The organism is Achromobacter sp. ACM02 (assembly GCF_014851605.1).
Classification (GTDB): Bacteria; Pseudomonadota; Gammaproteobacteria; order Burkholderiales; family Burkholderiaceae_B; genus Achromobacter; species Achromobacter aegrifaciens.
Genome location: NZ_JACUZY010000017.1, coordinates 1 through 23,425, shown reverse-complemented (window position 1 = coordinate 23,425; position 23,425 = coordinate 1). Strand labels below are relative to the sequence as shown.

Below are 23,425 nucleotides of genomic sequence, written 5' to 3'. Positions count from 1 at the left end.
AGTTCTACTTCCGCACGACGGACGTGACGGGCACGATCGAACTGCCGGCCGACAAGGAAATGGTTCTGCCGGGCGACAACGTGGCCATGACGGTCAAGCTGCTGGCCCCCATCGCCATGGAAGAAGGTCTGCGTTTCGCCATCCGTGAAGGCGGTCGTACCGTCGGCGCCGGCGTCGTCGCCAAGATCCTGAAGTAAGCAATACCCGGATGGGTAGAGTGGACTCTAAAGTCCCTCTATCCATCTTTGCTGTAAAAGTAGTATGATGTATGGTTCCGCAAGTTGTTGCATGTAGGCGGAAGCAGCTGTGTAGTGCAAGTGTAGTGTTTTAGGGGCATAGCTCAATTGGCAGAGCGTCGGTCTCCAAAACCGAAGGTTGTAGGTTCGATTCCTACTGCCCCTGCCACCGCCAGGATAAACCCGCGGGAGATCATCGCGAGTTACGCATTCACGGCGGCTCGCGTCGCAATATGTCTAATACCAGCGTAGAAACCGTAACCAGTACCGCCGACCGGGTGAAGCTCGGGCTGGCGGTTCTTGTCGTTATTGCTGGCATCGTCGGGTTCTCCGTGCTCAGCGCGCAACCGATGCCTGCACGTATCGGCGTATTCGTCGGCGGCCTAGTGATCGCAGCCGTGATCGCCTGGTTCAGCGAACCCGGCCGCCGCACCCTGAGCTTCGCCAGCGAGTCCTACAACGAAGTCAAGCGTGTCTCGTGGCCCACGCGCAAGGAAACGACCCAGATGACGGGTATCGTTTTCGCGTTTGTGGCGGTCATGGGCCTTTTCATGTGGGTGCTCGACAAGGGCATCGAATGGATTCTTTACGGCCTGTTGCTGGGCTGGAAATAAGGACGGCGAATGAGTAAGCGTTGGTATGTCGTCCATGTGTACTCCGGCATGGAAAAAAGCGTACACAAGGCCCTGAACGAGCGCATCGAGCGCGCGGGCCTGCAAACGTCTTTTGGCCGCATTCTTGTGCCCTCCGAGGAAGTCGTCGAGGTCAAGGGTGGCCAGAAGTCGATCACCGAGCGCCGCATTTTCCCCGGTTATGTCCTGGTTGAAATGGACCTGACCGACGAAACGTGGCACCTGGTCAAGAACACCAACCGCGTCACCGGGTTTTTGGGTGGCTCGGGCAACCGTCCGACCCCGATTTCCGAAAAGGAAGTCGAGAAGATCCTCTCCCAGATGGAAGAGGGCGTCGAGAAACCCCGTCCCAAGATCCTGTTCGAAGTGGGCGAGATGGTTCGGGTCAAGGAAGGTCCGTTTGCAGACTTCAACGGCAACGTCGAAGAAGTCAATTACGAAAAGAGCAAGGTGCGCGTGTCTGTCACCATTTTTGGTCGCGCCACGCCCGTCGAACTCGATTTCAGTCAGGTCGAAAAGACCTAATTTCAACCCCCGGGGAGCTCCCAGGCCTGAACGCCCAGGAGCGATATAACCCGCAAGGAGCAAAGCATGGCGAAGAAGATCGTCGGCTTTATCAAGCTGCAAGTGCCGGCTGGTAAGGCTAACCCCTCCCCCCCGATTGGCCCGGCCCTGGGTCAGCGTGGCCTGAACATCATGGAATTCTGCAAGGCGTTCAACGCCAAGACCCAAGGCATGGAGCCTGGTCTGCCGATTCCGGTGGTGATCACCGCCTTCGCCGACAAGAGCTTCACCTTCATCATGAAGACCCCGCCCGCGACGGTCCTCATCAAGAAGGCCGCCGGCGTGCAAAAGGGTTCGTCCAAGCCGCATACCGACAAGGTCGGCACGCTGACCCGCGCTCAAGCTGAAGAGATCGCCAAGGCCAAGGGCCCCGATCTGACCGCCGCTGATCTGGACGCCGCCGTGCGTACGATCGCTGGCAGCGCCCGCAGCATGGGCATCACGGTTGAGGGGATCTAATCATGGCAAAACTGTCCAAGCGCGCCGCCGCCATTGCGCAGAAGATCGACCGCACCAAGCTGTATCCGGTCGCTGAAGCCCTGACCCTGGTCAAGGAAACCGCCGTCGCCAAGTTCAATGAATCCATTGACGTGGCCGTGCAGCTCGGCATCGACCCGAAGAAGTCGGACCAACTGGTTCGCGGCTCGGTCGTTCTGCCCGCCGGCACCGGCAAGTCGGTCCGCGTGGCCGTGTTCGCCCAAGGCGACAAGGCTGAAGCCGCCAAGGCCGCTGGCGCCGACATCGTCGGTCTGGACGACCTGGCTGACCAGATCAAGGCCGGTCAAATGGACTTCGACGTGGTCATCGCCTCGCCCGACACGATGCGTGTCGTGGGTGCCCTGGGTCAGATCCTGGGCCCCCGTGGCCTGATGCCGAACCCGAAGGTCGGCACCGTGACCCCGGACGTCGCTACCGCTGTCAAGAACGCCAAGGCCGGTCAGGTTCAGTACCGCACCGACAAGGCTGGCATCATCCACGCAACGATCGGCCGCGCGTCGTTCGGCGTGGAACAGCTGCAAACCAACCTGGCCGCTCTGGTCGACGCCCTGCAAAAGGCTCGTCCCGCAGCTGCCAAGGGCATTTACCTGCGCAAGCTGGCCGTTTCGTCCACGATGGGCGGCGGTGCGCGCGTGGAAATTGCCTCGCTGTCGGCCAACTAAGCCGATAGCTGTAAACGTACTTTGGGCTGCATCCGGATTCCTCCGGATGTTGCTGTCAAAGACCGCTGGAGCAGGGTGGTTCAAGCAGTACCGGACCCCTCCGCTTAATACCGAAGCCCGTAAGGTTCGGATCCAGCGTAGACGGCGTCCCCAGGAAGATTTCTTTACACGAAGAACTCGACCAGGCGCCGCATTCGGTTGACGCGCAAGGCTCAGGCCCCAGGCGTCTTTTGATGGAGTGTTCAAACCGTGAGTCTCAATCGTCAAGAGAAAGCGGTGGTGATCGAGGAAGTCTCGGCGGAAGTCGCCAAGGCCCAATCGATTGTTATCGCTGAGTACCGTGGTCTGGACGTCGCCTCTGTCACCGTACTGCGCAAAACTGCGCGTGAATCGGGCGTGTATCTGCGTGTTCTGAAGAACTCGCTGGCCCGTCGTGCTGTTGCCGGCACGGCTTTCGAGCCGTTGGCTGAGCAACTGACCGGTCCGCTGATCTATGGCATCAGCGCTGATCCGGTCGCGGCGGCCAAGGTCCTCGCAGGTTTCGCGAAAAGCAACGACAAGCTGGTCATCAAGGCGGGCTCGCTGCCCAACAGCCTGTTGAACCAAGAAGGCGTGAAGGCCCTGGCCACCATGCCCTCGCGCGAAGAGTTGCTGTCGAAGCTGCTGGGCACCATGCAAGCCCCCATCGCGCAATTCGTGCGTACGCTCAACGAAGTTCCGACCAAGTTCGCCCGTGGCCTCGCCGCCGTGCGCGACCAGAAGGCAGCGGCTTAATCGCCCTGCTGTCCGGAATTCGCTGAACGACCGAGCGACACCCAAACCCTGGCATTACCAAAATATTTGGAGTTCTGAAAAATGGCACTTAACAAAGCTGAAATCCTTGACGCCATCGCTGGCATGACCGTGCTCGAGCTGTCCGAGCTGATCAAGGAAATGGAAGAGAAGTTCGGCGTGTCGGCTGCTGCCGCCGCTGTCGCTGTCGCTGCTCCCGCTGCTGGTGGCGCTGCCGCCGCCGCTGAAGAGCAAACCGAGTTCACCGTCGTCCTGACCGACGCCGGCGCCAACAAGGTTAGCGTCATCAAGGCCGTGCGCGAGCTGACCGGTCTGGGTCTGAAGGAAGCCAAGGACCTGGTCGACGGCGCTCCGAAGCCCGTCAAGGAAGCTGTGGCCAAGGCTGACGCCGAAGCCGCCAAGAAGAAGCTGGAAGAAGCTGGCGCCAAGGTCGAAGTCAAGTAAGACCTGCGTCAATTTGCCCGGGGACAGCGCAGTTTGCAGTCCCCGGGCTTTTGCGTTTCCAGGAAACCCCTACTGGGGGTATGCCCTTTACAGGGGGGTTTCCTGGAGTCGTATCACCTGGGGCCGTGGTTGACGGCCCATGCAACCTCGAGTCGGAGTGCTCATGCCTTACTCGTACACCGAAAAAAAGCGCATCCGCAAAAGCTTCGCCAAGCGTGAAGACGTTCAAAACGTTCCTTTCCTGTTGGCGACACAGCTTCAATCCTACCTAACTTTCCTGCAGGCGGATACCGCCCCGTCCGATCGCGTAGCCGACGGTTTGCAGGCGGCGTTCTCGTCGATTTTCCCGATCGTTAGTCACAACGGTATGGCGCGCTTGGAGTTCGTGAGCTATGTGCTCGGCGAACCGGTGTTCGATGTCAAGGAATGTCAGCAACGTGGCCTGACCTATGCCTCGCCCCTGCGAGCCAAGGTCCGCCTGGTGCTGCTTGACCGCGAAGTCAGCAAGCCCACCGTGAAGGAAGTGAAGGAACAGGAAGTCTACATGGGCGAAATTCCGCTCATGACGGGCACGGGTTCCTTCGTCATCAATGGCACCGAGCGTGTCATCGTTTCGCAGCTGCACCGCTCGCCTGGCGTGTTCTTCGAGCACGACCGCGGCAAGACCCACAGCTCCGGCAAGCTCTTGTTCTCGGCCCGCGTGATTCCTTACCGCGGCTCGTGGCTGGACTTCGAATTCGATCCGAAGGACGTCCTGTTCTTCCGCGTCGACCGTCGCCGCAAGATGCCCGTCACGATCCTGTGCAAGGCCATCGGCATGACGCCGGAATCGATCCTGGCCAACTTCTTCGACTTCGACAACTTCGAATTGAAGAGCGAAGGCGCGATGATGGAATTCGTTCCTGAGCGTTGGAAGGGCGAAATGGCCCGTTTCGACATCAGCGACCGTAGCGGCAAGGTCATCGTCGAAAAAGACAAGCGCATCAACGCCAAGCATCTGCGCGACCTGGCTGCCGGCGGCATCCAGCGCATCTCCGTGCCGGAAGACTTCCTGTATGGCCGCGTGCTGGCCAAGAACATCGTCGACCCGGACACCGGTGAAGTCATCGCCAACGCCAACGACGAAATCACGGAAAGCGTGCTGGGCGCCCTGCGCGCCGCCAACGTGCACGACATCCAGGCCCTCTACACGAACGACCTGGACCGCGGCCCGTACATCTCGCAAACGCTGCGCACCGATGAAACCGCCGACCAGATGGCCGCGCGCGTTGCCATCTACCGCATGATGCGTCCTGGCGAACCGCCCACCGAAGAAGCGGTGGAAGCGCTGTTCCAGCGTCTGTTCTACAGCGAAGAAACCTACGATCTGTCGCGCGTCGGCCGCATGAAGGTCAACAGCCGTCTGGGCCGTGGTGAAGACATCACCGGTCCGATGACGCTGACCAACGAAGACATCCTTGAAACCATCAAGGTGCTGGTCGAGTTGCGTAACGGCCGTGGCCAGATCGACGACATCGATCACCTGGGCAACCGTCGCGTGCGTTGCGTCGGCGAACTGGCCGAGAACCAGTTCCGCGCCGGCCTGGTGCGCGTCGAGCGCGCCGTCAAGGAACGTCTGGGCCAGGCCGAGACGGAAAACCTGATGCCGCACGACCTGATCAACTCCAAGCCGATCTCGGCTGCCATCAAGGAGTTCTTCGGTTCGAGCCAGCTGTCGCAGTTCATGGACCAGACCAACCCCCTGTCGGAAATCACGCACAAGCGCCGCGTTTCCGCACTGGGCCCGGGCGGTCTGACCCGCGAGCGCGCCGGCTTCGAAGTCCGCGACGTGCACCCGACCCACTACGGCCGCGTCTGCCCGATCGAAACGCCGGAAGGCCCGAACATCGGCCTGATCAACTCCATGGCGCTGTACGCTCGCCTGAACGAGTACGGCTTCCTGGAAACGCCTTACCGCAAGATCATCGACGGCAAGGTCAGCGAGCAGATCGACTACCTGTCGGCCATCGAAGAAAGCCACTACGTCATTGCGCAGGCCAACGCCGCGCTGGACGAGGAAGGCCGCTTCGTGGACGACCTGGTGGCTTGCCGCGAAGCCGGCGAAACCATGCTGACCGCCCCGGCCAACGTGCACTACATGGACGTTGCCCCGTCGCAGATCGTGTCGGTCGCCGCCTCGCTGATTCCGTTCCTGGAGCACGACGACGCGAACCGCGCGCTGATGGGCGCCAACATGCAACGTCAGGCCGTGCCTTGCCTGCGTCCGGAAAAGCCGGTCGTGGGTACGGGCATCGAGCGCACCGTGGCCGTTGACTCGGGTACGACCGTGCAAGCCCTGCGTGGCGGCCTGGTCGACCACGTCGATGCCGAGCGTGTCGTGATCCGCGTGAACGATGAAGAAAACGTCGCTGGCGAAGTCGGCGTCGACATCTACAACCTGATCAAGTACACCCGTTCCAACCAGAACACGAACATCAACCAGCGTCCCATCGTCAAGCGTGGCGACAAGGTCGCCAAGGGCGACGTGCTGGCTGACGGCGCATCGACCGACCTGGGCGAACTCGCCCTGGGTCAGAACATGCTGATCGCGTTCATGCCCTGGAACGGCTACAACTTCGAAGACTCGATCCTGATCTCCGAAAAGGTTGTTGCCGATGACCGCTACACCTCGGTCCACATCGAGGAACTGACGGTCGTCGCCCGCGACACCAAGCTGGGTCCGGAAGAAATCACGCGCGACATCAGCAACCTGGCCGAGACGCAACTGAACCGTCTGGACGATTCGGGCATCACGTACATCGGCGCCGAAGTCAGCGCCGACGACGTGCTGGTCGGCAAGGTCACGCCCAAGGGCGAAACCCAGCTGACGCCGGAAGAAAAGCTGCTGCGCGCCATCTTCGGTGAAAAGGCGTCCGACGTTAAGGACACCTCGCTGCGCGTGCCCTCGGGCATGACCGGCACCGTGATCGACGTGCAAGTGTTCACGCGCGAAGGCATCGTGCGCGACAAGCGCGCCCAGTCCATCATCGACGATGAACTGCGCCGCTATCGCCAGGACCTGAACGACCAGCTGCGCATCGTTGAAAACGACCAGTTCGACCGTATCGAAAAGATGCTGGTCAACAAGACCGTCAACGGCGGCCCGCGCAAGCTGGCCAAGGGCGCCACGATCACCAAGGCATACCTGGCTGATCTGGACCGCTGGCAGTGGTTCGACATCCGCCTGGCCGACGAGCCGCACGCCGTCGTGCTGGAGCAGGCCAAGGAATCGCTGGAGCAGAAGCGCCACCAGTTCGACCTGGCTTTCGAAGAAAAGCGCAAGAAGCTGACGCAAGGCGACGAGCTGCCCCCGGGCGTGCTGAAGATGATCAAGGTCTATCTGGCCGTGAAGCGTCGTCTGCAGCCTGGCGACAAGATGGCAGGCCGTCACGGCAACAAGGGCGTGGTCTCGCGCATCACCCCGGTGGAAGACATGCCGCACATGGCTGACGGCACGCCGGCCGACATCGTTCTGAACCCGCTGGGCGTGCCCTCGCGGATGAACGTCGGCCAGGTGCTGGAAGTGCACTTGGGCTGGGCTGCCAAGGGCGTGGGCCACCGCATCGCCGACATGCTGCGCGACGAGCGCACTGCGCAGGTCAAGAACGTCCGCGCATACCTGGACAAGGTCTACAACACGACCGGCACCGGTGCGCGCATCGACGAGCTGACCGACGAAGAAGTCATGGAAATGGCCCAGAACCTCAAGAACGGCGTGCCGTTCGCGACGCCCGTCTTCGACGGCGCGACCGAAGAGGAAATCACCACGATGCTGGAACTGGCCTATCCGGACGAAGTCGCCAAGCGCATGGCGCTGACGCCTTCGCGCACGCAGGCGTGGCTGTACGACGGCCGCACCGGCGAGCAGTTCGAGCGTCCGGTCACGGTCGGCTACATGCACTACCTGAAGCTGCACCACCTGGTCGACGACAAGATGCACGCGCGTTCGACCGGCCCGTACTCGCTGGTTACCCAGCAGCCTCTGGGCGGCAAGGCGCAGTTCGGCGGTCAGCGTTTCGGGGAAATGGAAGTGTGGGCGCTGGAAGCATACGGCGCCGCCTACACCCTGCAGGAAATGCTGACGGTGAAGTCCGACGACATCACCGGCCGTACCAAGGTATACGAAAACATCGTCAAGGGCGATCACGTCATCGACGCCGGCATGCCGGAATCGTTCAACGTGCTGGTCAAGGAAATCCGCTCGTTGGCCCTGGACATGGATTTGGAGCGTAACTAATGAAAGCGCTACTCGACCTCTTTAAGCAAGTCTCGCAAGACGAGCAGTTCGATGCCATCAAGATCGGCATCGCCTCGCCCGAGAAGATCCGTTCGTGGTCCTACGGCGAAGTTCGCAAGCCCGAGACCATCAACTACCGTACGTTCAAGCCCGAGCGCGACGGCCTGTTCTGCTCCAAGATCTTTGGCCCGATCAAAGACTACGAGTGCTTGTGCGGCAAGTACAAGCGCCTGAAGCATCGCGGCGTGATCTGCGAAAAGTGCGGCGTGGAAGTCACCGTCGCCAAGGTTCGCCGTGAACGCATGGGCCACATCGAGCTGGCCAGCCCCGTCGCGCACATCTGGTTCCTGAAGAGCCTGCCGTCGCGTCTGGGCATGGTGCTCGACATGACCCTGCGCGACATCGAACGCGTTCTGTACTTCGAAGCCTGGTGCGTGATCGAACCCGGCATGACGCCGCTCAAGCGCGGCCAGATCATGTCGGATGACGATTTCCTCGCCAAGACCGAAGAGTACGGCGACGACTTCCGTGCCCTGATGGGTGCGGAAGCCGTGCGCGAACTGCTGCGCACCATCGACATCGACCGCGAAGTGGAAACGCTGCGCGGCGAACTGAAGGCCACCAGCTCGGAAGCCAAGATCAAGAAGATCTCCAAGCGCCTGAAGGTGCTGGAAGGCTTCCAGAAGTCCGGCATCAAGGCCGAGTGGATGGTCATGGAAGTGCTGCCCGTGCTGCCGCCGGACCTGCGTCCGCTGGTGCCGCTGGACGGCGGCCGCTTCGCGACCTCCGACCTGAACGACCTGTACCGCCGCGTCATCAACCGCAACAACCGCTTGAAGCGCCTGCTGGAGCTGAAGGCTCCGGAAATCATCCTGCGCAACGAAAAGCGGATGCTGCAGGAAGCCGTCGACTCGCTGCTGGACAACGGTCGCCGCGGCAAGGCCATGACCGGCGCCAACAAGCGCCAGCTCAAGTCCCTGGCCGACATGATCAAGGGCAAGAGCGGTCGTTTCCGTCAGAACCTGCTGGGCAAGCGCGTCGACTACTCGGGCCGTTCGGTCATCGTGGTGGGTCCGCAGCTCAAGCTGCATCAGTGCGGCCTGCCCAAGCTGATGGCCCTGGAACTGTTCAAGCCGTTCATCTTCAATCGTCTGGAGATGATGGGCCTGGCCACGACCATCAAGGCTGCCAAGAAGCTGGTGGAAAGCCAGGAACCGGTGGTCTGGGACATCCTGGAAGAAGTCATCCGCGAACACCCGGTCATGCTGAACCGTGCGCCCACGCTGCACCGTTTGGGCATCCAGGCGTTCGAGCCGGTCCTGATCGAAGGCAAGGCGATCCAGCTGCACCCGCTGGTTTGCGCGGCGTTCAACGCCGACTTCGACGGTGACCAGATGGCCGTTCACGTGCCGCTGTCGCTGGAAGCCCAGCTGGAAGCGCGCACGCTGATGCTGGCCTCCAACAACGTGCTGTTCCCGGCCAACGGCGAACCGTCGATCGTGCCGTCCCAGGACATCGTGCTGGGTCTGTACTACACGACGCGCGAGCGCATCAACGGCCGCGGCGAAGGCATCTTCTTCACCGACGTCGCTGAAGTGCAGCGCGCCTACGACAACGGCGAAGTCGAACTGCAGTCGCGCATCACCGTGCGTCTGAAGGAACACGAGCGCGACGAGAACGGCGAATGGCAGCCGGTGATCCGCCGTCACGAGACGACGGTCGGCCGCGCGCTGCTGTCCGAAATCCTGCCCAAGGGCCTGCCCTTCACGGTGCTGAACAAGGCGCTGAAGAAGAAGGAAATCTCGCGCCTGATCAACCAGTCGTTCCGCCGCTGCGGCCTGCGCGACACCGTGATCTTCGCTGACAAGCTGATGCAGTCGGGCTTCCGCCTGGCCACGCGCGGCGGTATCTCCATCGCCATGGGCGACATGCTGATCCCGACCGCCAAGGAAGGCATCCTGGCCGAAGCCAGCCGCGAAGTGAAGGAAATCGACAAGCAGTACTCGTCGGGTCTGGTCACGTCCCAGGAACGCTACAACAACGTGGTGGACATCTGGGGCAAGGCCGGCGACAAGGTCGGCAAGGCGATGATGGAACAACTGGCCACCGAGCCCGTGATCAACCGTCACGGCGAGGAAGTGCGCCAGGAATCGTTCAACTCCATCTACATGATGGCTGACTCGGGCGCCCGCGGTTCGGCCGCCCAGATCCGCCAGCTGGCCGGTATGCGCGGCCTGATGGCCAAGCCGGACGGCTCGATTATCGAAACGCCGATTACCGCGAACTTCCGTGAAGGCCTGAACGTACTCCAGTACTTCATTTCGACTCACGGCGCGCGTAAGGGTCTGGCCGATACGGCACTGAAGACCGCCAACTCGGGCTACCTGACCCGTCGTCTGGTCGACGTGACGCAAGACTTGGTGATCACCGAGGACGATTGCGGCACCTCGCAGGGCTACAACATGAAGGCCCTGGTCGAAGGCGGTGAAGTCATCGAACCGTTGCGCGATCGCATCCTGGGTCGTGTGGCTGCTGTCGATATCGTCAACCCGGACACGCAGGAAACGGCCATCGTCGCCGGCACCCTGCTGGACGAAGACATGGTCGACACCATCGACCGCATCGGCGTGGACGAAGTCAAGGTCCGCACGCCGCTGACTTGCGAAACGCGCCATGGCCTGTGCGCGCACTGCTACGGCCGTGACCTCGGCCGCGGCTCGCCGGTCAACCAGGGCGAAGCGGTTGGCGTCATCGCCGCCCAGTCCATCGGTGAACCGGGCACGCAGCTGACGATGCGTACGTTCCACATCGGTGGCGCGGCATCGCGTTCGGCCCTGGCCAGCGCGGTGGAAACCAAGTCCAGCGGTACCGTCGGTTTCGCCAGCACGATGCGCTACGTCACGAACGCCAAGGGCGAACGCGTGGCGATCTCGCGCTCCGGCGAACTGGCGATCTTCGACGACAACGGCCGCGAACGCGAACGCCACAAGATCCCGTACGGCGCGACCGTGCTGGTGGGCGATGGCGAAGCCGTGAAGGCTGGCGCGCGCCTGGCGACCTGGGATCCGCTGACCCGTCCGATCGTGTCGGAATACGGCGGCGCCGTCCGCTTCGAGAACATCGAAGAAGGCGTGACCGTTGCCAAGCAGGTGGACGAAGTCACCGGCCTGTCGACGCTCGTCGTCATCACGCCGAAGACCCGTGGCGGCAAGATCGTCATGCGTCCGCAGATCAAGCTGGTCAACGAGAATGGCGAAGACGTCAAGATCGCCGGCACCGATCACTCGGTGAACATCTCGTTCCCGGTGGGCGCGCTGATCACCGTGCGTGATGGCCAACAGGTTGCCGTGGGTGAAGTTCTGGCGCGTATTCCGCAAGAATCGCAAAAGACCCGCGACATTACCGGCGGTCTGCCGCGCGTGGCCGAGCTGTTCGAAGCCCGTTCGCCGAAGGATGCCGGCATGCTCGCCGACGTCACCGGCACGGTCTCGTTCGGCAAGGACACCAAGGGCAAGCAGCGTCTGGTCATCACCGACCTGGAAGGCGTGAGCCACGAGTTCCTGATTCCGAAGGAAAAGCAGGTTCTGGTGCACGACGGCCAAGTGGTGAACAAGGGCGAAATGATCGTGGACGGCCCGGCCGATCCCCACGACATCCTGCGCCTGCAAGGCATCGAGAAGCTGGCGACCTACATCGTCGACGAAGTGCAGGACGTGTACCGTCTGCAGGGCGTGAAGATCAACGACAAGCACATTGAAGTGATCGTCCGCCAGATGCTGCGTCGCGTGAACATCGTCGACGCCGGCGATACCGAGTTCATCCCGGGCGAGCAGGTCGAGCGCTCCGAGCTGTTGAACGAGAACGACCGCGTCACGGCTGAAGACCGCCGTCCGGCCAGCTACGACAACGTGCTGCTGGGTATCACCAAGGCCTCGCTGTCGACCGACTCGTTCATCTCGGCCGCTTCGTTCCAGGAAACCACCCGGGTCCTGACCGAAGCCGCCATCATGGGCAAGCGCGACGACCTGCGCGGCTTGAAGGAAAACGTCATCGTCGGCCGCCTGATCCCGGCGGGTACCGGCCTGGCTTACCACCATGCCCGCAAGGACAAGGAAGCGCTGGAGGCTGCGGAACGCGAAGCAGCCCGCCAGCTGGCCAACCCGTTCGAAGACTCGCCGGTCACGGTGGGCTCGGATGCGGAAACGCCGGCTTCCGACCTGGGCGCCGAGGATTCCGCCGAATAAGCGGAAGCACCCGGCAGGGATGCCGCGCGCAGTCCGGCGCGGCATGCCCGGAATCAAAAAGGCCGCTGATGCGAATCAGCGGCCTTTTTTTGTCTGGCGCAGGGGAGCTTACTTTGCGACCTGCGCCTGCGCGTGCCGGAACACGGGCCCCCAGACGGGATGGCCGGCTTCGTTGGGCGCCAGTTCGAAGGCGGGGTCCAGCGCCAGAATGCGGGCGAAGCTGTCTTCGCACAGCCGCGGATACTTGCTCACGCAGTAGCTGAACGCCTGCAGCTTGTAGGCCTCGATGCGTACGGCCTTGGTGGAGGTGGCCAGGGCGTCGGAGGTGGCGACGCCGCGGATGACTTCTCCGTAGCGGCCGGCGCTGTATTTGTCGCGTACCTGCTGCAGCTGGTCCAGGGCTTCCGCGGTGGGAGGCGCTTCCGGCTTTTGGGATGAGACGCCGGCGCAGCCCGCCAGCAGGGCCGATAAGCCGAGCAGACTACTCAGAACGCGAATTTTCATGGCTTCCAAAGGTGTAGAGGGGTTTATCGGTACGCTATCGTGCCACAGCCTGATGCGCTCGGACATTTTCGGCAATGTCCTTGCGGTGCGGATTGGATAATATTCGCCTTATTCCATAGTTAATTCAGCTGTCGCGCGACAGCGCAGTCCCGATCATGTCTTCTTCCGCCGGCCTCCTGACGCCGCGTGGCCCCTTTTCCGGCGCCGCGCCGCTTGCACTGCGTCCGCTGAGCGCCATCGCCGCCAGCACGGCGGGGGGGGTGCCGGAAACCCGCATCAAGCGGCTTTTGTCCGATCTGCTGCCGTCCTTGATGGCGCTGCATGCCCAAGGTGAAATCTGCGGCGATATTTCGCTGGATACGGTGGGTATGGACGAAAACGCCCGTGCCCATCTGGTGCCTGAACTGGTCGTGGCGCGTTCGCGCCGCGCTACCCGCACGCCGACCCCGGGTTTTGCGCCGTTCGAACTCTACACGGATTCGATGGAATGGCCGCGCGGCCCCTGGAGCGACATCTACGCCCTGTGCGCAGTGATGCATACGCTGGTCATCGGCAGCAAGCCCGCCCCGGCGCCTGAACGCCGGGCGGAAGATACCTACGAGCCGCTTGCGTCCCTGGGTTTGCCGAAGTACAGCCAGGACTTCCTGGCAGTGATCGACGCCGGCCTGGCCATGGCGCCCGCCGACCGCCCGCAGACGCTGGCCGACCTGGCAGGCATGCTGGGCATCGCCGCGCCGGTCGAAACGGCGCCGGACCCGGTGATTCCGGCGCCGGCTTCGCGCGCGGCGCCCGCCGCTGCCGCCGCAGCGCATCAACCTGCGCGCGGACGCCATCCCCTGCTGGTTCTGCTGCTCATCGTGGCGTTGATCGGCGCGGGCGTTTACGCCTGGTTCGAGTCGGGAATGGGCGCGCCGAATGCGCTGATTACCCGGTCCGAAGTGGTCCAGCCGAACCCGCCAGCGGTGCATCCCCTGCCGCCGCCATCGCCACCGGCGCCGGGAGCCGCGTCTGCGGTGCCGCCGTCGCTGCCCGAGGTTCGAACCCCGCAGGAAACCGCGCCTCAACCCCCAGTCGCGGGAAGCGCGCCCGCCCAGAGCGACACTCCGGCTCAGCCGGCGGCGCCCGCCGAGGCGTCTGGGGCTACGTCAACTCCGCCCGCGGCCGCGCCGGCCGAGACTCCCGCCGTGGCCGAAGAGGCTCCCAAGCCCAAGCCGGTTCCCGTGCTGGTGCGGTTGGACATCCGCCCTTGGGGCGAGGTCTGGATCAATGGCGTGGCGCGGGGCATCAGTCCGCCCGTCAAGGAACTGCGGCTGATACCCGGCAAGTACCAGGTGGTGCTGCGCAACGCCGATCTGCCCCCGTACCGCATGACGCTGGAGGTCAAGGCGGGCAAGCCCGCCGTGATCTCGCACGTCTTCCAATAAGGATCGCCGCGGCTATGCCGCGGGCATCTCCTCCGGCGCCATCGGCAGGCGCAGCGTGAAGACCGAACCCACGCCCAGCTCGCTGCTGACCTCGACCGATCCGCCGTGGCGTTCGGCCACCGTGCGCACGAATGCCAGGCCCAGGCCCGCGCCACCGACATCGCCGCGGGTTTCCACACCCACGCGCGAGAACGGCTCGAACAAGCGGGCCAGATCCTGCGCTGCGATACCCTGGCCCTGATCGCGGATATTGACGCGCCAGAAGCCGGGTTCCTCGTCGACGCCGCATTCGATCCGCGTGTCCGCCGGGCTGTACTTGATGGCGTTGTCGATCAGATTGCACAGCGTGCGCATGAGCAGGGTCTGATCGCCGCGGACGTAGGCGGCGGGCAGCGGCAGCGCGAGGGTGAGTTCGATGCCGCGCTTCTGCGCCGAGGCCCAGAATTCGTCCACGGCGTCCTGGAGCAGGCTGCCTAGATCCAGCTCTACTGCGCTGATCGTCATCGATTCGGCACGGGTCAGATGCACGAAGTCGTCGACCAGGCGCAGCGTACGGTTGGCCAGCGCGGCGATGCGGCCCAGGGTTTCACCCTGGTCTTCGGCCGAGCCGCTTTCCTGCTTCATTTCGACCAGCGCAAGGATCGAGCTTTGAGGCGCGCGCATGTCGTGCGAGATGAAGCGCAGGGTTTCCTCGCGCTGGCGTTCGGCCTGGCGGATGCGCGAGATGTCCGTCAGCGTGGTGACGGTGCCGGCGAAGTTGCCTTCGGCGGTATGGATGGGCGCGCATTTCAGGATCAGGTCGCGCCCCGCGTGGTCGCGTATTTCCAGGTCGGCGCTCCAGGGCGATGACGCGGCGACCGGGCCTTGGCCGCTAAGCGCTTCGGCGACGCGTTGGCGCGTGGCAGGATCGGAGATGGTCTTCTCGAGCAGGTGCGCGGCCGGGCGGCCGACGCGGGGAGGGCGCATGCCCAGCCGCTGGAAATACATGACCGCCGCCTGGTTGCGGAATTGCATGCGGCCGTCCTGATCGAAAACCAGCGTGGCGTCCGGCATGCCGTCCAGGCCGTCGGCCAGGAAGCGGCGCAGGTTGCGCACTCGGGCCAGCGCCCGGCGCAGCTCCCCGACGCGGCTCTCCAGCGACACGCTGGGTCCCGCGCCCTGGGCGCCGGCTTCGTTCAGCACCGGCGGGTACTCGCGCTGCAGGCGACGCAGCTCGTTGTCCATGTAGCGCAGCGCGGCCTCCTGGCTGCGCCAGCTCCAGAGCGGATAGCACAGCGTCACGCCCAGCAGGGCCGCGGCCGGCGCGAACCACACATAGGCATAGGCCAGCAGCAGCAGCGCCGTCAGCAGGATGAGGGCGAACAGCGCCAGGCTGACCAGCAGGGCCCGCTTGGGCGACAGCCGCCACAGGGCCAGGCAGGCCAGCAGCACGGGCAGCGCCGCAAACAGCGCGTTGCACCAGGCGGGCGGCAGCCGATAGGCGATGTCGTCGCGCGCGGCGTGCAGCAGGTTGGCGATGATCTCCACCCCCGACATGCCGCTGACGTCATGCGATACCGGTGTCGGGTAAGCGTCGCCCAGGCCGGTGGCCCAGGCGCCGACCAGCACGTACTTGCCGCGCAGATCCTCCGGCGACAGATCGCCGCGCAACACGGACAGGTAGGACACGGTGCGCGTATGCGCGGTGGGGCCGGCGTAGGGGATCAGGATGCTGCCGTCAGGCGCGGCGCGTTTCAACAGCTTTTGCGCGGATTCCGGTTCGCCGCCGACGTCCAGCATGGCCAAGGCCAGATGGTTCCAGCGGCGGTCTCCAAGCTGCGCGGTCAGGGTGGCTTCGCGCACCACGCCATCCGGGTCGATGCGCGCGTTGATGAAGCCTTTCGCGGCGGCGGCCTGCGCCACGCCGGGGATGGGTTCGTTGACGGCGGAAGGGCGGTCGAGCCGGTCCAATACGACCGGCAGGACGGCCCGTCCGTGGCGCCGGATGCTGTCGGCCAGAATGCGGTCGTCGTTCGGATTGGCCATGTCCGGTTCGGCGAAGATCAGGTCCAGCGCCACGGCTCGAGCGCCCTGCAGCCGGTCCAGCAGCGCCGCGTGGACCGCGCGCCGCCAGGGCCAATGGCCCAGCGCCTTGACGCTGTCATCGTCTATCGCGACGATCAGGATATCGGGATCGGCGGCACGCCCCGTTACCGACAAGGCGCGGTCATAAAGAATCTGGTCGAAACGGCCCAGGCCGTTGAAGGCGCCCAGGATGGCGGCAAGCGCCGCCAAAGCCACAGTCAGCCACAGCCCTGAGCGCGAGGTCCGGTCCTGCGGATCGGCGTCGGCCATGGGGCGGGCTCTAGTAATCGGTCAGCGTGATCAGGCCGCCCGTGCCGCTGGCGACGCCCGAGCCGTCGGAGGTCAGGAGCATGTTCGCGCCCTCGAAGGTTGCGATCGCGTCGCGCCCGTTCAGGCCCAGGTCATCCACCGCGCGCACGGACACGTAGTAGGTGCCTGGACCGGGCGCCGTAAAGCGGATGTCGTTGGTGGGGAAGCTCGTCGACGATACCGGCAACGCGCCTTCGGCATCGCGCGAGACGCGCACCAGATAGCTCTGTGCGCCGGACACGGGCGAGACGTCAGCGGTCCAGGCGCCGCCGCCCGCACGCGTGGGCGTGCCCAGTTGCGGCGCATCCAGCAGCGCGCGCATGCCCGAGACGACGCCGTCCGCGCCGACCGCCGCACCGTAGCCCGTGGCCACCGCCACGGGTTTGGCCGGGGCCGATCCGGGGGCGTGGGGCTGCAGCCGCACGCTGCCTTCCAGCACTTCGCTGTGCACGCCTTGCGCGCCGCTTTGTACGCGGAAGCGCGTGCCACGCACGCCGGTGACTGCGACCGGCGTGCGGACTTCGAAGCGGCCCACGCCCTGTCCGGACGGTGCCACGGTCGATTCCACGCCGCCCTTTTGCACCTGGACGACGGAATCCGTCAGCGCCGTGCCTTCGAACTGGCGCAGGCGCGTCAATTCGACCGAACCGCCAGCCGGCAGCGTCAGCTTGGAACCATCGGCCAGCTCCAGCGTCACGAAGCCGTTGGCGGCGGTGCCGACCGTGCTGCCTTCGGCCACGGTATCGCCGGCCCGCAGGGGCTTGCCATCGACGTTCGCCTGGCCGCTGACGTGCACGACGCGGGCGTCGGCGGGCCGTACGGGAATCATGGACAGCGGAATGCGCAACTCCAGCCCGATGGGCAGCGTTTCGGGCGTGACGACCTTGTTCAGGGTCTGCAACTGGTTCCAGTTGGCCGGCTTGTGCGTATAGCGGGTCGCCAGGTCGATCAGCGTATCGCCTTGCCGTATGCGGTAGATGAAATCATCTCCGAGCGCGCCGGCAGGCTGGCTGCGCGCCGGCGCCATCAACGTCAGGCAGGACATCAGGGCAAGCAAAGAAAGCGCGCGGCAGCGGCTCATGACTCTCGATTCTCCAGGGATGCGCGCAGGCGCTTACTGCGGATTGACTGCGATGTCTTCCGGCGAGCTGATCAGCTCAAGCCGGTAGCCCAACGCATATGAAGACGTAAGACGCACGCCATGTTCCGGACGCAGCTGGAGCTTTTGCCGGATGTTCGACAAGTGGGTGTCCAGGGTGCGCGAGGTGGCCGGAATTTCCCGGTTCCATACACATTCAGCCAGCACGTCGCGGGACATGAGGCGGCCGACATTGCGGAAAAACAGCAGCGCCAGTTCGAATTCCTTGGGGGCGAGCGGCACAACCGCGGAATCCAGGGTGATGCTGCGGGCGGCGGGTTCGATGCGATAACGCGCTACGTCGAAGGCATCGTTCGCAGGCTCGGCAATCTGGCTGCGGCGCAGCAAGGCCGCCACCCGGGCCAGCAGCTCCAGGGGGCGCAACGGTTTGACGATGTAGTCGTCCGCGCCCGCGCGCAGGCCTTCCACCAGATCGTCTTCGCTGGACCGGTTGGTCAGGAAGATGACCGGGATGCGCGGGCCGATATTGGCACGCAGCCACCGCACCACATCGTCACCGTCGATGTCGGGCAGATGCCAGTCCAGCAGCACCAGGTCGAAATGCTCAGTGCGTAGCGCGGCCAGCAGATCCCGGCTTTGCTGATAACTGGTGCAGTCGTATCCGGCAGTGGTCAGAACTTGCTGGATGCGTCGTGCTTGATCCAGGTCGTCTTCCAGCGACGCGATTTTCATCAGACGTGTTCTCGCGAAGGTTTGCTACGCAAGCGCGCGCTATGGCGCCCTACTGCAAGATGAGAAAGGAATATATAGGTGTAAACGAATGATAACTCGGGAGGGGCCCCGGCTGGCTACGTTATGGCAAGAACTGTCAAACATTGCAAAGTTGACGAATCTTGACTGGAGTTGTTGCGTAACAACGCGCCACACTGTCTCAATCGTTCTCCCCTCCGCAGTACGGCGGGGGCGGAGCCGGTCGAGGTTGTTGGTCGGATGGAACAGATATGAATCAATTGCGCATACTTATGATGTCACCGGACGAGGCCGCTCGCGGCATTGCCGTGTCCGCATTGCTGCAAGCTGGTATTTCTGCACGCGGTTGCTCGACGTCTCTCGAATTGTTTGGATTGCTGAACGGCGGCGGCTATGACGTCGTGGTCCTGGATGTCGGGACCTTGGGTGAAATCGGCTACGCCCTGGTGGCGCGCCTGCACGGCTCGTCGTCGATGGGCATCGTGGTCACGGGGCGCGGCATGTCGGTGGATAGCCGCCTGCGCTGCCTGCAAAGCGGCGCAGACGCCTGTCTGCCAGATCCGCAGGATCCGCGCGAGCTGGCCTGCATCCTGCTTTCCCTGGCGCGCCGCCTGCCCGCGGGGCAGGACGCGGCGTCCGTGGCCGAGGCCGCCCAGAACGGGCAGTGGGAACTGCGAGACCAGGGCTGGACCCTGGCGGCGCCCTCGGGGGCGACCATCTCCCTCTCCGCCAACGAACGCCTGATCGTGCGCTCGCTGCTGGAAGTCGCGGGCAAGGCCGTGGGCCGGACTGAATTGGGCGACGAGCTGCAGGTTGAAGGCGGCGGGGTGCGCGCCAGCGGTTCGCGCAGCATCGACGTGATCGTCAGCCGCTTGCGCCGCAAGGCCGAGCTGGCCGGGGTGATGCTGCCGATCCGCACGGTCTACGGCAGCGGCTACCTGTTCGCCGATCAGTAACGCGGGCGGGTACACTGGTTGGCGTGCCTGGCGCCAGCTGCTGCCGGAAAGTCCGCCTATCGTTTTCCCGCGGTTCGTCACGATCAGTGGCCCCAATTTCCGCTTCCGTTTTTCGGCATATGTGGCCCTAATTTCCGCGAGCGCCGCCGAACGGGCGGTCTTCTGCCGGCAACACGCCACGTCGCAGGCCTTACAATTTTCTTTGACAGCAAGCCTTTATCTCAGTTATGCTAAAGGGCTTACTGCTTTATTTCGCGCGCAAAAACTGGCCGCGGTAGGGTTCAGAAGTACGGTGTCTGGGAACGGGGTGCGTCACGAGCCTTTCGTCTTCCAGGCCACACGGCTTCGCGGCATCGGGTCCTTCCGGCGTCGTCGCTCCACGGCATCCAGCTTTGTGCGTTTTGTCATAGTTTGTTGGCAAGCCCGCTCTTTTACGTATACGAACGTTTGAGGCGGTTTTGCGCGAACTGCCTTCTCCGAAAGTTCACTGCTTGAGGAGACGAGTACGTAAGTACTTACCCAGTGGTACGTAAAAGGGATTTCAAAGGTCATGCCTACCATTAGCCAACTCGTGCGCAAGCCGCGCGAAGTCAGCATCATCAAAAGCAAGAGCCCCGCGCTCGAAAACTGCCCGCAACGCCGCGGCGTGTGCACTCGCGTGTACACCACCACCCCCAAGAAGCCGAACTCCGCTCTGCGTAAGGTTGCCAAAGTGCGTCTGACCAACGGTTACGAAGTCATTTCGTACATCGGCGGTGAAGGCCACAACCTGCAAGAGCACTCGGTGGTTCTGGTGCGTGGCGGTCGTGTGAAGGACTTGCCCGGTGTGCGTTATCACATCGTGCGCGGTTCCCTCGACCTGCAAGGCGTCAAGGATCGTAAGCAAGCCCGCTCGAAGTACGGCGCCAAGCGCCCGAAGAAGGCTTAATAACGAGTCAGCAGTACCCCCGCGTGGCGGAAGTCCGTCACTAGGGAAGTGCGACCGCGCCATCCAGATGATGGGAATGTGCGCGGCACGTAAGGGGTCGTCTCCATGGACGGCCATGGCCGTGTAATGAAACACGGTTCAACTGAACAGACACAAGGAAGCAACAATGCCCCGTCGTCGCGAAGTACCCAAGCGCGAGATTCTGCCCGATCCCAAGTTCGGCAGCGTCGAACTCGCCAAGTTCATGAACGTCGTCATGCTGGACGGCAAGAAGGCCGTCGCCGAGCGCATCGTTTACGGCGCCCTCGAGCAAGTGCAAACCAAGACCGGCAAGGAGCCGATCGAAGTTTTCAGCCTGGCGATCAACAACATCAAGCCGATCGTCGAAGTGAAGAGCCGCCGCGTTGGCGGTGCCAACTACCAAGTGCCGGTTGAAGTGCGCCCCGTGCGCCGCCTGGCCCTGGCTATGCGTTGGCTCCGTGAAGCCGCCAAGAAGCGTGGCGAGAAGTCGATGGATCTGCGTCTTGCTGGCGAACTGATCGACGCCTCCGAAGGTCGTGGCGCCGCGATGAAGAAGCGCGAAGACACGCACAAGATGGCAGAGGCCAACAAGGCCTTCAGCCATTTCCGCTGGTAATTTAAGGACTAACCCACCATGGCCCGCAAAACCCCGATCGAGCGCTATCGCAACATTGGTATCTCTGCGCACATCGATGCAGGGAAAACCACCACGACCGAACGTATCCTGTTCTACACCGGCGTCAATCACAAGATTGGCGAAGTGCATGATGGCGCAGCCACCATGGACTGGATGGAACAAGAGCAAGAGCGTGGCATCACCATTACGTCGGCTGCTACGACGGCGTTTTGGCGTGGCATGGCCAAGAACTATCCCGAACACCGCATCAACATCATCGACACCCCGGGACACGTGGACTTCACCATTGAGGTGGAACGTTCCATGCGCGTCCTGGACGGTGCTTGCATGGTCTACTGCGCGGTGGGCGGTGTTCAGCCCCAGTCCGAAACCGTGTGGCGCCAAGCCAACAAGTACGGCGTGCCGCGTCTGGCCTTCGTCAACAAGATGGACCGCACCGGCGCCAACTTCTTCAAGGTCTATGACCAGCTGAAGAACCGCCTGCGCGCGAACCCCGTCCCCGTCGTGATCCCCATCGGCGCCGAAGACACGTTCAAGGGCGTGATCGACCTGGTCAAGATGAAGGCGATCATCTGGGACGAAGCCAGCCAAGGCATCAAGTTCGACTACGAAGACATTCCGGCCGAACTGCAAGGCGCGGCTGAAGAATGGCGCGAAAAGCTGGTCGAAGCAGCCGCCGAGTCGTCCGAGGAACTGATGAACAAGTACCTCGAGACCGGCTCGCTGGAAGAAGCCGAGATCAACCTGGCCATCCGTCAGCGCACCATCGCCGGCGAAATCCAGCCGATGCTGTGCGGCACCGCCTTCAAGAACAAGGGCGTGCAGCGCATGCTCGACGCCGTCATCGACTACCTGCCGTCGCCCGTGGATATTCCGCCGGTCGAAGGCACCGATGACAACGGCAACGAAGTCCTGCGTCAAGCTGACGACGGCGAGAAGTTCTCGTCGCTGGCGTTCAAGCTGATGACCGACCCGTTCGTCGGCCAATTGACCTTTGTCCGCGTGTACTCGGGCGTCCTGAAGTCGGGCGACACCGTGTTCAACCCGATCAAGGGCAAGAAGGAGCGTATCGGCCGCATTCTGCAGATGCACGCGAACAACCGCGAGGAAATCAAGGAAGTTCTGGCTGGCGACATCGCCGCCGTCGTGGGCCTGAAGGACGTGACCACCGGCGAAACGCTGTGCGATGTCGATTCGCACGTGACGCTGGAGCGCATGGAGTTCCCCGAGCCCGTGATTTCGCAGGCCGTGGAACCCAAGTCCAAGGCTGACCAGGAAAAGATGGGCCTGGCGCTGTCGCGCCTGGCGCAGGAAGATCCGTCGTTCCGCGTGCGCAGCGACGAAGAATCCGGCCAGACCATCATTTCCGGCATGGGCGAACTGCACCTGGAAATTCTGGTTGACCGCATGAAGCGCGAATTCGGCGTGGAAGCGAACGTCGGCAAGCCGCAGGTGGCTTACCGCGAAACCATCCGCAAGACCTGCGACGAAGTCGAAGGCAAGTTCGTCAAGCAGTCGGGCGGTCGCGGTCAGTACGGTCACGTGGTTCTGAAGGTCGAGCCGTTGGCTCCTGGCGGTGGCTACGAATTCGTGGACGCCATCAAGGGCGGTGTGGTTCCTCGCGAATACATCCCCGCGGTGGACAAGGGCATCCAGGAAACGCTGCCTTCGGGCGTGTTGGCTGGCTACCCGATCGTCGACGTCAAGGTCACGCTGTTCTTCGGTTCGTACCACGACGTGGACTCGAACGAAAACGCGTTCAAGATGGCCGGCTCCATGGCATTCAAGGAAGGTCTGCGCAAGGCCAGCCCCGTGCTGCTGGAACCGATGATGGCCGTTGAAGTCGAAACGCCTGAAGACTACGCTGGCACCGTGATGGGCGATCTGTCCTCGCGTCGCGGCATGGTTCAGGGCATGGACGACATGGTTGGCGGCGGCAAGACCATCAAGGCCGAAGTTCCGCTGGCCGAGATGTTCGGTTACGCCACGAACCTGCGTTCGCTGACGCAAGGTCGTGCCACGTACACGATGGAATTCAAGCATTACTCCGAGGCTCCCAAGAACGTCGCTGACGAAGTCATCGCCGCTCGGGCCAAGTAAATAACCCTCGCCGCGTCCGCCCAAAAGGCGGCGCGGCAAATATCGAAATTTCCTTGAAAGTCAAAGGATAGAGATCATGGCAAAAGGCAAGTTTGAACGCACCAAGCCGCACGTGAACGTCGGCACCATCGGCCACGTTGACCACGGCAAGACCACCCTGACGGCGGCCATCACGACCGTTCTGTCGAACAAGTTCGGCGGCGAAGCCAAGGGCTACGACCAGATCGACGCGACTCCTGAAGAAAAGGCTCGCGGCATCACGATCAACACGGCTCACGTCGAGTA

At 63.2% G+C, this 23,425-nt stretch carries 18 protein-coding genes, 1 tRNA gene and 1 pseudogene; 16 read left to right on the top strand and 4 right to left on the bottom strand.

Annotated elements, in window-relative coordinates; genetic code table 11:
* From IB258_RS30085 to rpoC, 10 genes and pseudogenes are all read left to right on the top strand, one after another.
* Positions 1-197, top strand: a pseudogene (locus IB258_RS30085) (elongation factor Tu); the annotation flags it as partial.
* A 132-nt stretch (positions 198-329) separates the two neighbouring features.
* Positions 330-405 (top strand) — tRNA-Trp (locus IB258_RS30080).
* 64 nt (positions 406-469) lie between these two features.
* Positions 470-850: a preprotein translocase subunit SecE gene (gene secE / locus IB258_RS30075; protein WP_054459362.1), complete on the top strand. Its 381-nt coding sequence runs from the start codon at positions 470-472 to the stop codon at positions 848-850.
* A 9-nt stretch (positions 851-859) separates the two neighbouring features.
* Positions 860-1,393: a transcription termination/antitermination protein NusG gene (gene nusG, locus IB258_RS30070; protein WP_006389586.1), complete on the top strand. Its 534-nt coding sequence runs from the start codon at positions 860-862 to the stop codon at positions 1,391-1,393.
* 66 nt (positions 1,394-1,459) lie between these two features.
* The gene (rplK, locus tag IB258_RS30065; protein ID WP_006389587.1) at positions 1,460-1,891 is read left to right on the top strand and encodes a 50S ribosomal protein L11; all 432 of its coding nucleotides are present in this window, start codon (positions 1,460-1,462) and stop codon (positions 1,889-1,891) included.
* Between the two features lie 2 nt (positions 1,892-1,893).
* Positions 1,894-2,592: a 50S ribosomal protein L1 gene (gene rplA, locus IB258_RS30060; protein ID WP_054459364.1), complete on the top strand. Its 699-nt coding sequence runs from the start codon at positions 1,894-1,896 to the stop codon at positions 2,590-2,592.
* A 249-nt stretch (positions 2,593-2,841) separates the two neighbouring features.
* On the top strand, positions 2,842-3,366 hold the full coding sequence (gene rplJ / locus IB258_RS30055; protein WP_054459366.1) for a 50S ribosomal protein L10: 525 nt from the start codon (positions 2,842-2,844) through the stop codon (positions 3,364-3,366).
* Between the two features lie 81 nt (positions 3,367-3,447).
* On the top strand, positions 3,448-3,828 hold the full coding sequence (gene rplL / locus IB258_RS30050; RefSeq protein WP_042795892.1) for a 50S ribosomal protein L7/L12: 381 nt from the start codon (positions 3,448-3,450) through the stop codon (positions 3,826-3,828).
* Positions 3,829-3,991: 163 nt separating this feature from the next.
* Positions 3,992-8,104: a DNA-directed RNA polymerase subunit beta gene (gene rpoB, locus IB258_RS30045; RefSeq protein WP_054459368.1), complete on the top strand. Its 4,113-nt coding sequence runs from the start codon at positions 3,992-3,994 to the stop codon at positions 8,102-8,104.
* On the top strand, positions 8,104-12,348 hold the full coding sequence (rpoC, locus tag IB258_RS30040; protein WP_054459370.1) for a DNA-directed RNA polymerase subunit beta': 4,245 nt from the start codon (positions 8,104-8,106) through the stop codon (positions 12,346-12,348). Before rpoB ends, rpoC begins: the two co-directional genes overlap by 1 nt.
* A 108-nt stretch (positions 12,349-12,456) precedes the next feature.
* Here rpoC and IB258_RS30035 read toward each other — a convergent pair whose 3' ends face one another.
* Complete coding sequence (locus IB258_RS30035; protein ID WP_054459372.1) at positions 12,457-12,852, bottom strand: TssQ family T6SS-associated lipoprotein; 396 nt, start codon at positions 12,850-12,852, stop codon at positions 12,457-12,459.
* Between the two features lie 155 nt (positions 12,853-13,007).
* Between IB258_RS30035 and IB258_RS30030 the strand changes: the two genes are divergently transcribed.
* Entirely contained in the window at positions 13,008-14,276 is a 1,269-nt protein-coding gene (locus IB258_RS30030; RefSeq protein ID WP_192353583.1) for a serine/threonine protein kinase, read from the top strand.
* A gap of 12 nt (positions 14,277-14,288) precedes the next feature.
* Here IB258_RS30030 and IB258_RS30025 read toward each other — a convergent pair whose 3' ends face one another.
* The 3 genes from IB258_RS30025 to IB258_RS30015 are packed head-to-tail and all read right to left on the bottom strand — an operon-like array spanning position 14,289 to position 18,480.
* Positions 14,289-16,610, bottom strand: a complete 2,322-nt coding sequence (locus IB258_RS30025; protein WP_192353582.1) for a CHASE2 domain-containing protein — start codon at positions 16,608-16,610, stop codon at positions 14,289-14,291.
* Between the two features lie 10 nt (positions 16,611-16,620).
* The gene (locus IB258_RS30020; RefSeq protein ID WP_054459377.1) at positions 16,621-17,730 is read right to left on the bottom strand and encodes a FecR domain-containing protein; all 1,110 of its coding nucleotides are present in this window, start codon (positions 17,728-17,730) and stop codon (positions 16,621-16,623) included.
* Positions 17,731-17,763: 33 nt separating this feature from the next.
* Entirely contained in the window at positions 17,764-18,480 is a 717-nt protein-coding gene (locus IB258_RS30015; RefSeq protein ID WP_054459379.1) for a response regulator transcription factor, read from the bottom strand.
* A 383-nt stretch (positions 18,481-18,863) separates the two neighbouring features.
* Between IB258_RS30015 and IB258_RS30010 the strand changes: the two genes are divergently transcribed.
* From IB258_RS30010 to IB258_RS29990, 5 genes are all read left to right on the top strand, one after another.
* The gene (locus IB258_RS30010; protein WP_370528727.1) at positions 18,864-19,454 is read left to right on the top strand and encodes a response regulator transcription factor; all 591 of its coding nucleotides are present in this window, start codon (positions 18,864-18,866) and stop codon (positions 19,452-19,454) included.
* A 550-nt stretch (positions 19,455-20,004) separates the two neighbouring features.
* Positions 20,005-20,382, top strand: coding sequence for a 30S ribosomal protein S12 (gene rpsL / locus IB258_RS30005; RefSeq protein WP_005017264.1), 378 nt, complete (start codon positions 20,005-20,007; stop codon positions 20,380-20,382).
* 166 nt (positions 20,383-20,548) lie between these two features.
* Positions 20,549-21,019 carry a 30S ribosomal protein S7 gene (rpsG, locus tag IB258_RS30000; RefSeq protein ID WP_006216561.1) on the top strand — a complete coding sequence of 157 codons (471 nt, stop codon included), beginning with the start codon at positions 20,549-20,551 and terminating at the stop codon, positions 21,017-21,019.
* 18 nt (positions 21,020-21,037) lie between these two features.
* Positions 21,038-23,140 carry an elongation factor G gene (gene fusA, locus IB258_RS29995; RefSeq protein WP_054459383.1) on the top strand — a complete coding sequence of 701 codons (2,103 nt, stop codon included), beginning with the start codon at positions 21,038-21,040 and terminating at the stop codon, positions 23,138-23,140.
* Positions 23,141-23,216: 76 nt separating this feature from the next.
* On the top strand, positions 23,217-23,425 hold a 209-nt coding region (locus IB258_RS29990), incomplete at its 3' end, for a GTP-binding protein (RefSeq protein ID WP_255508625.1).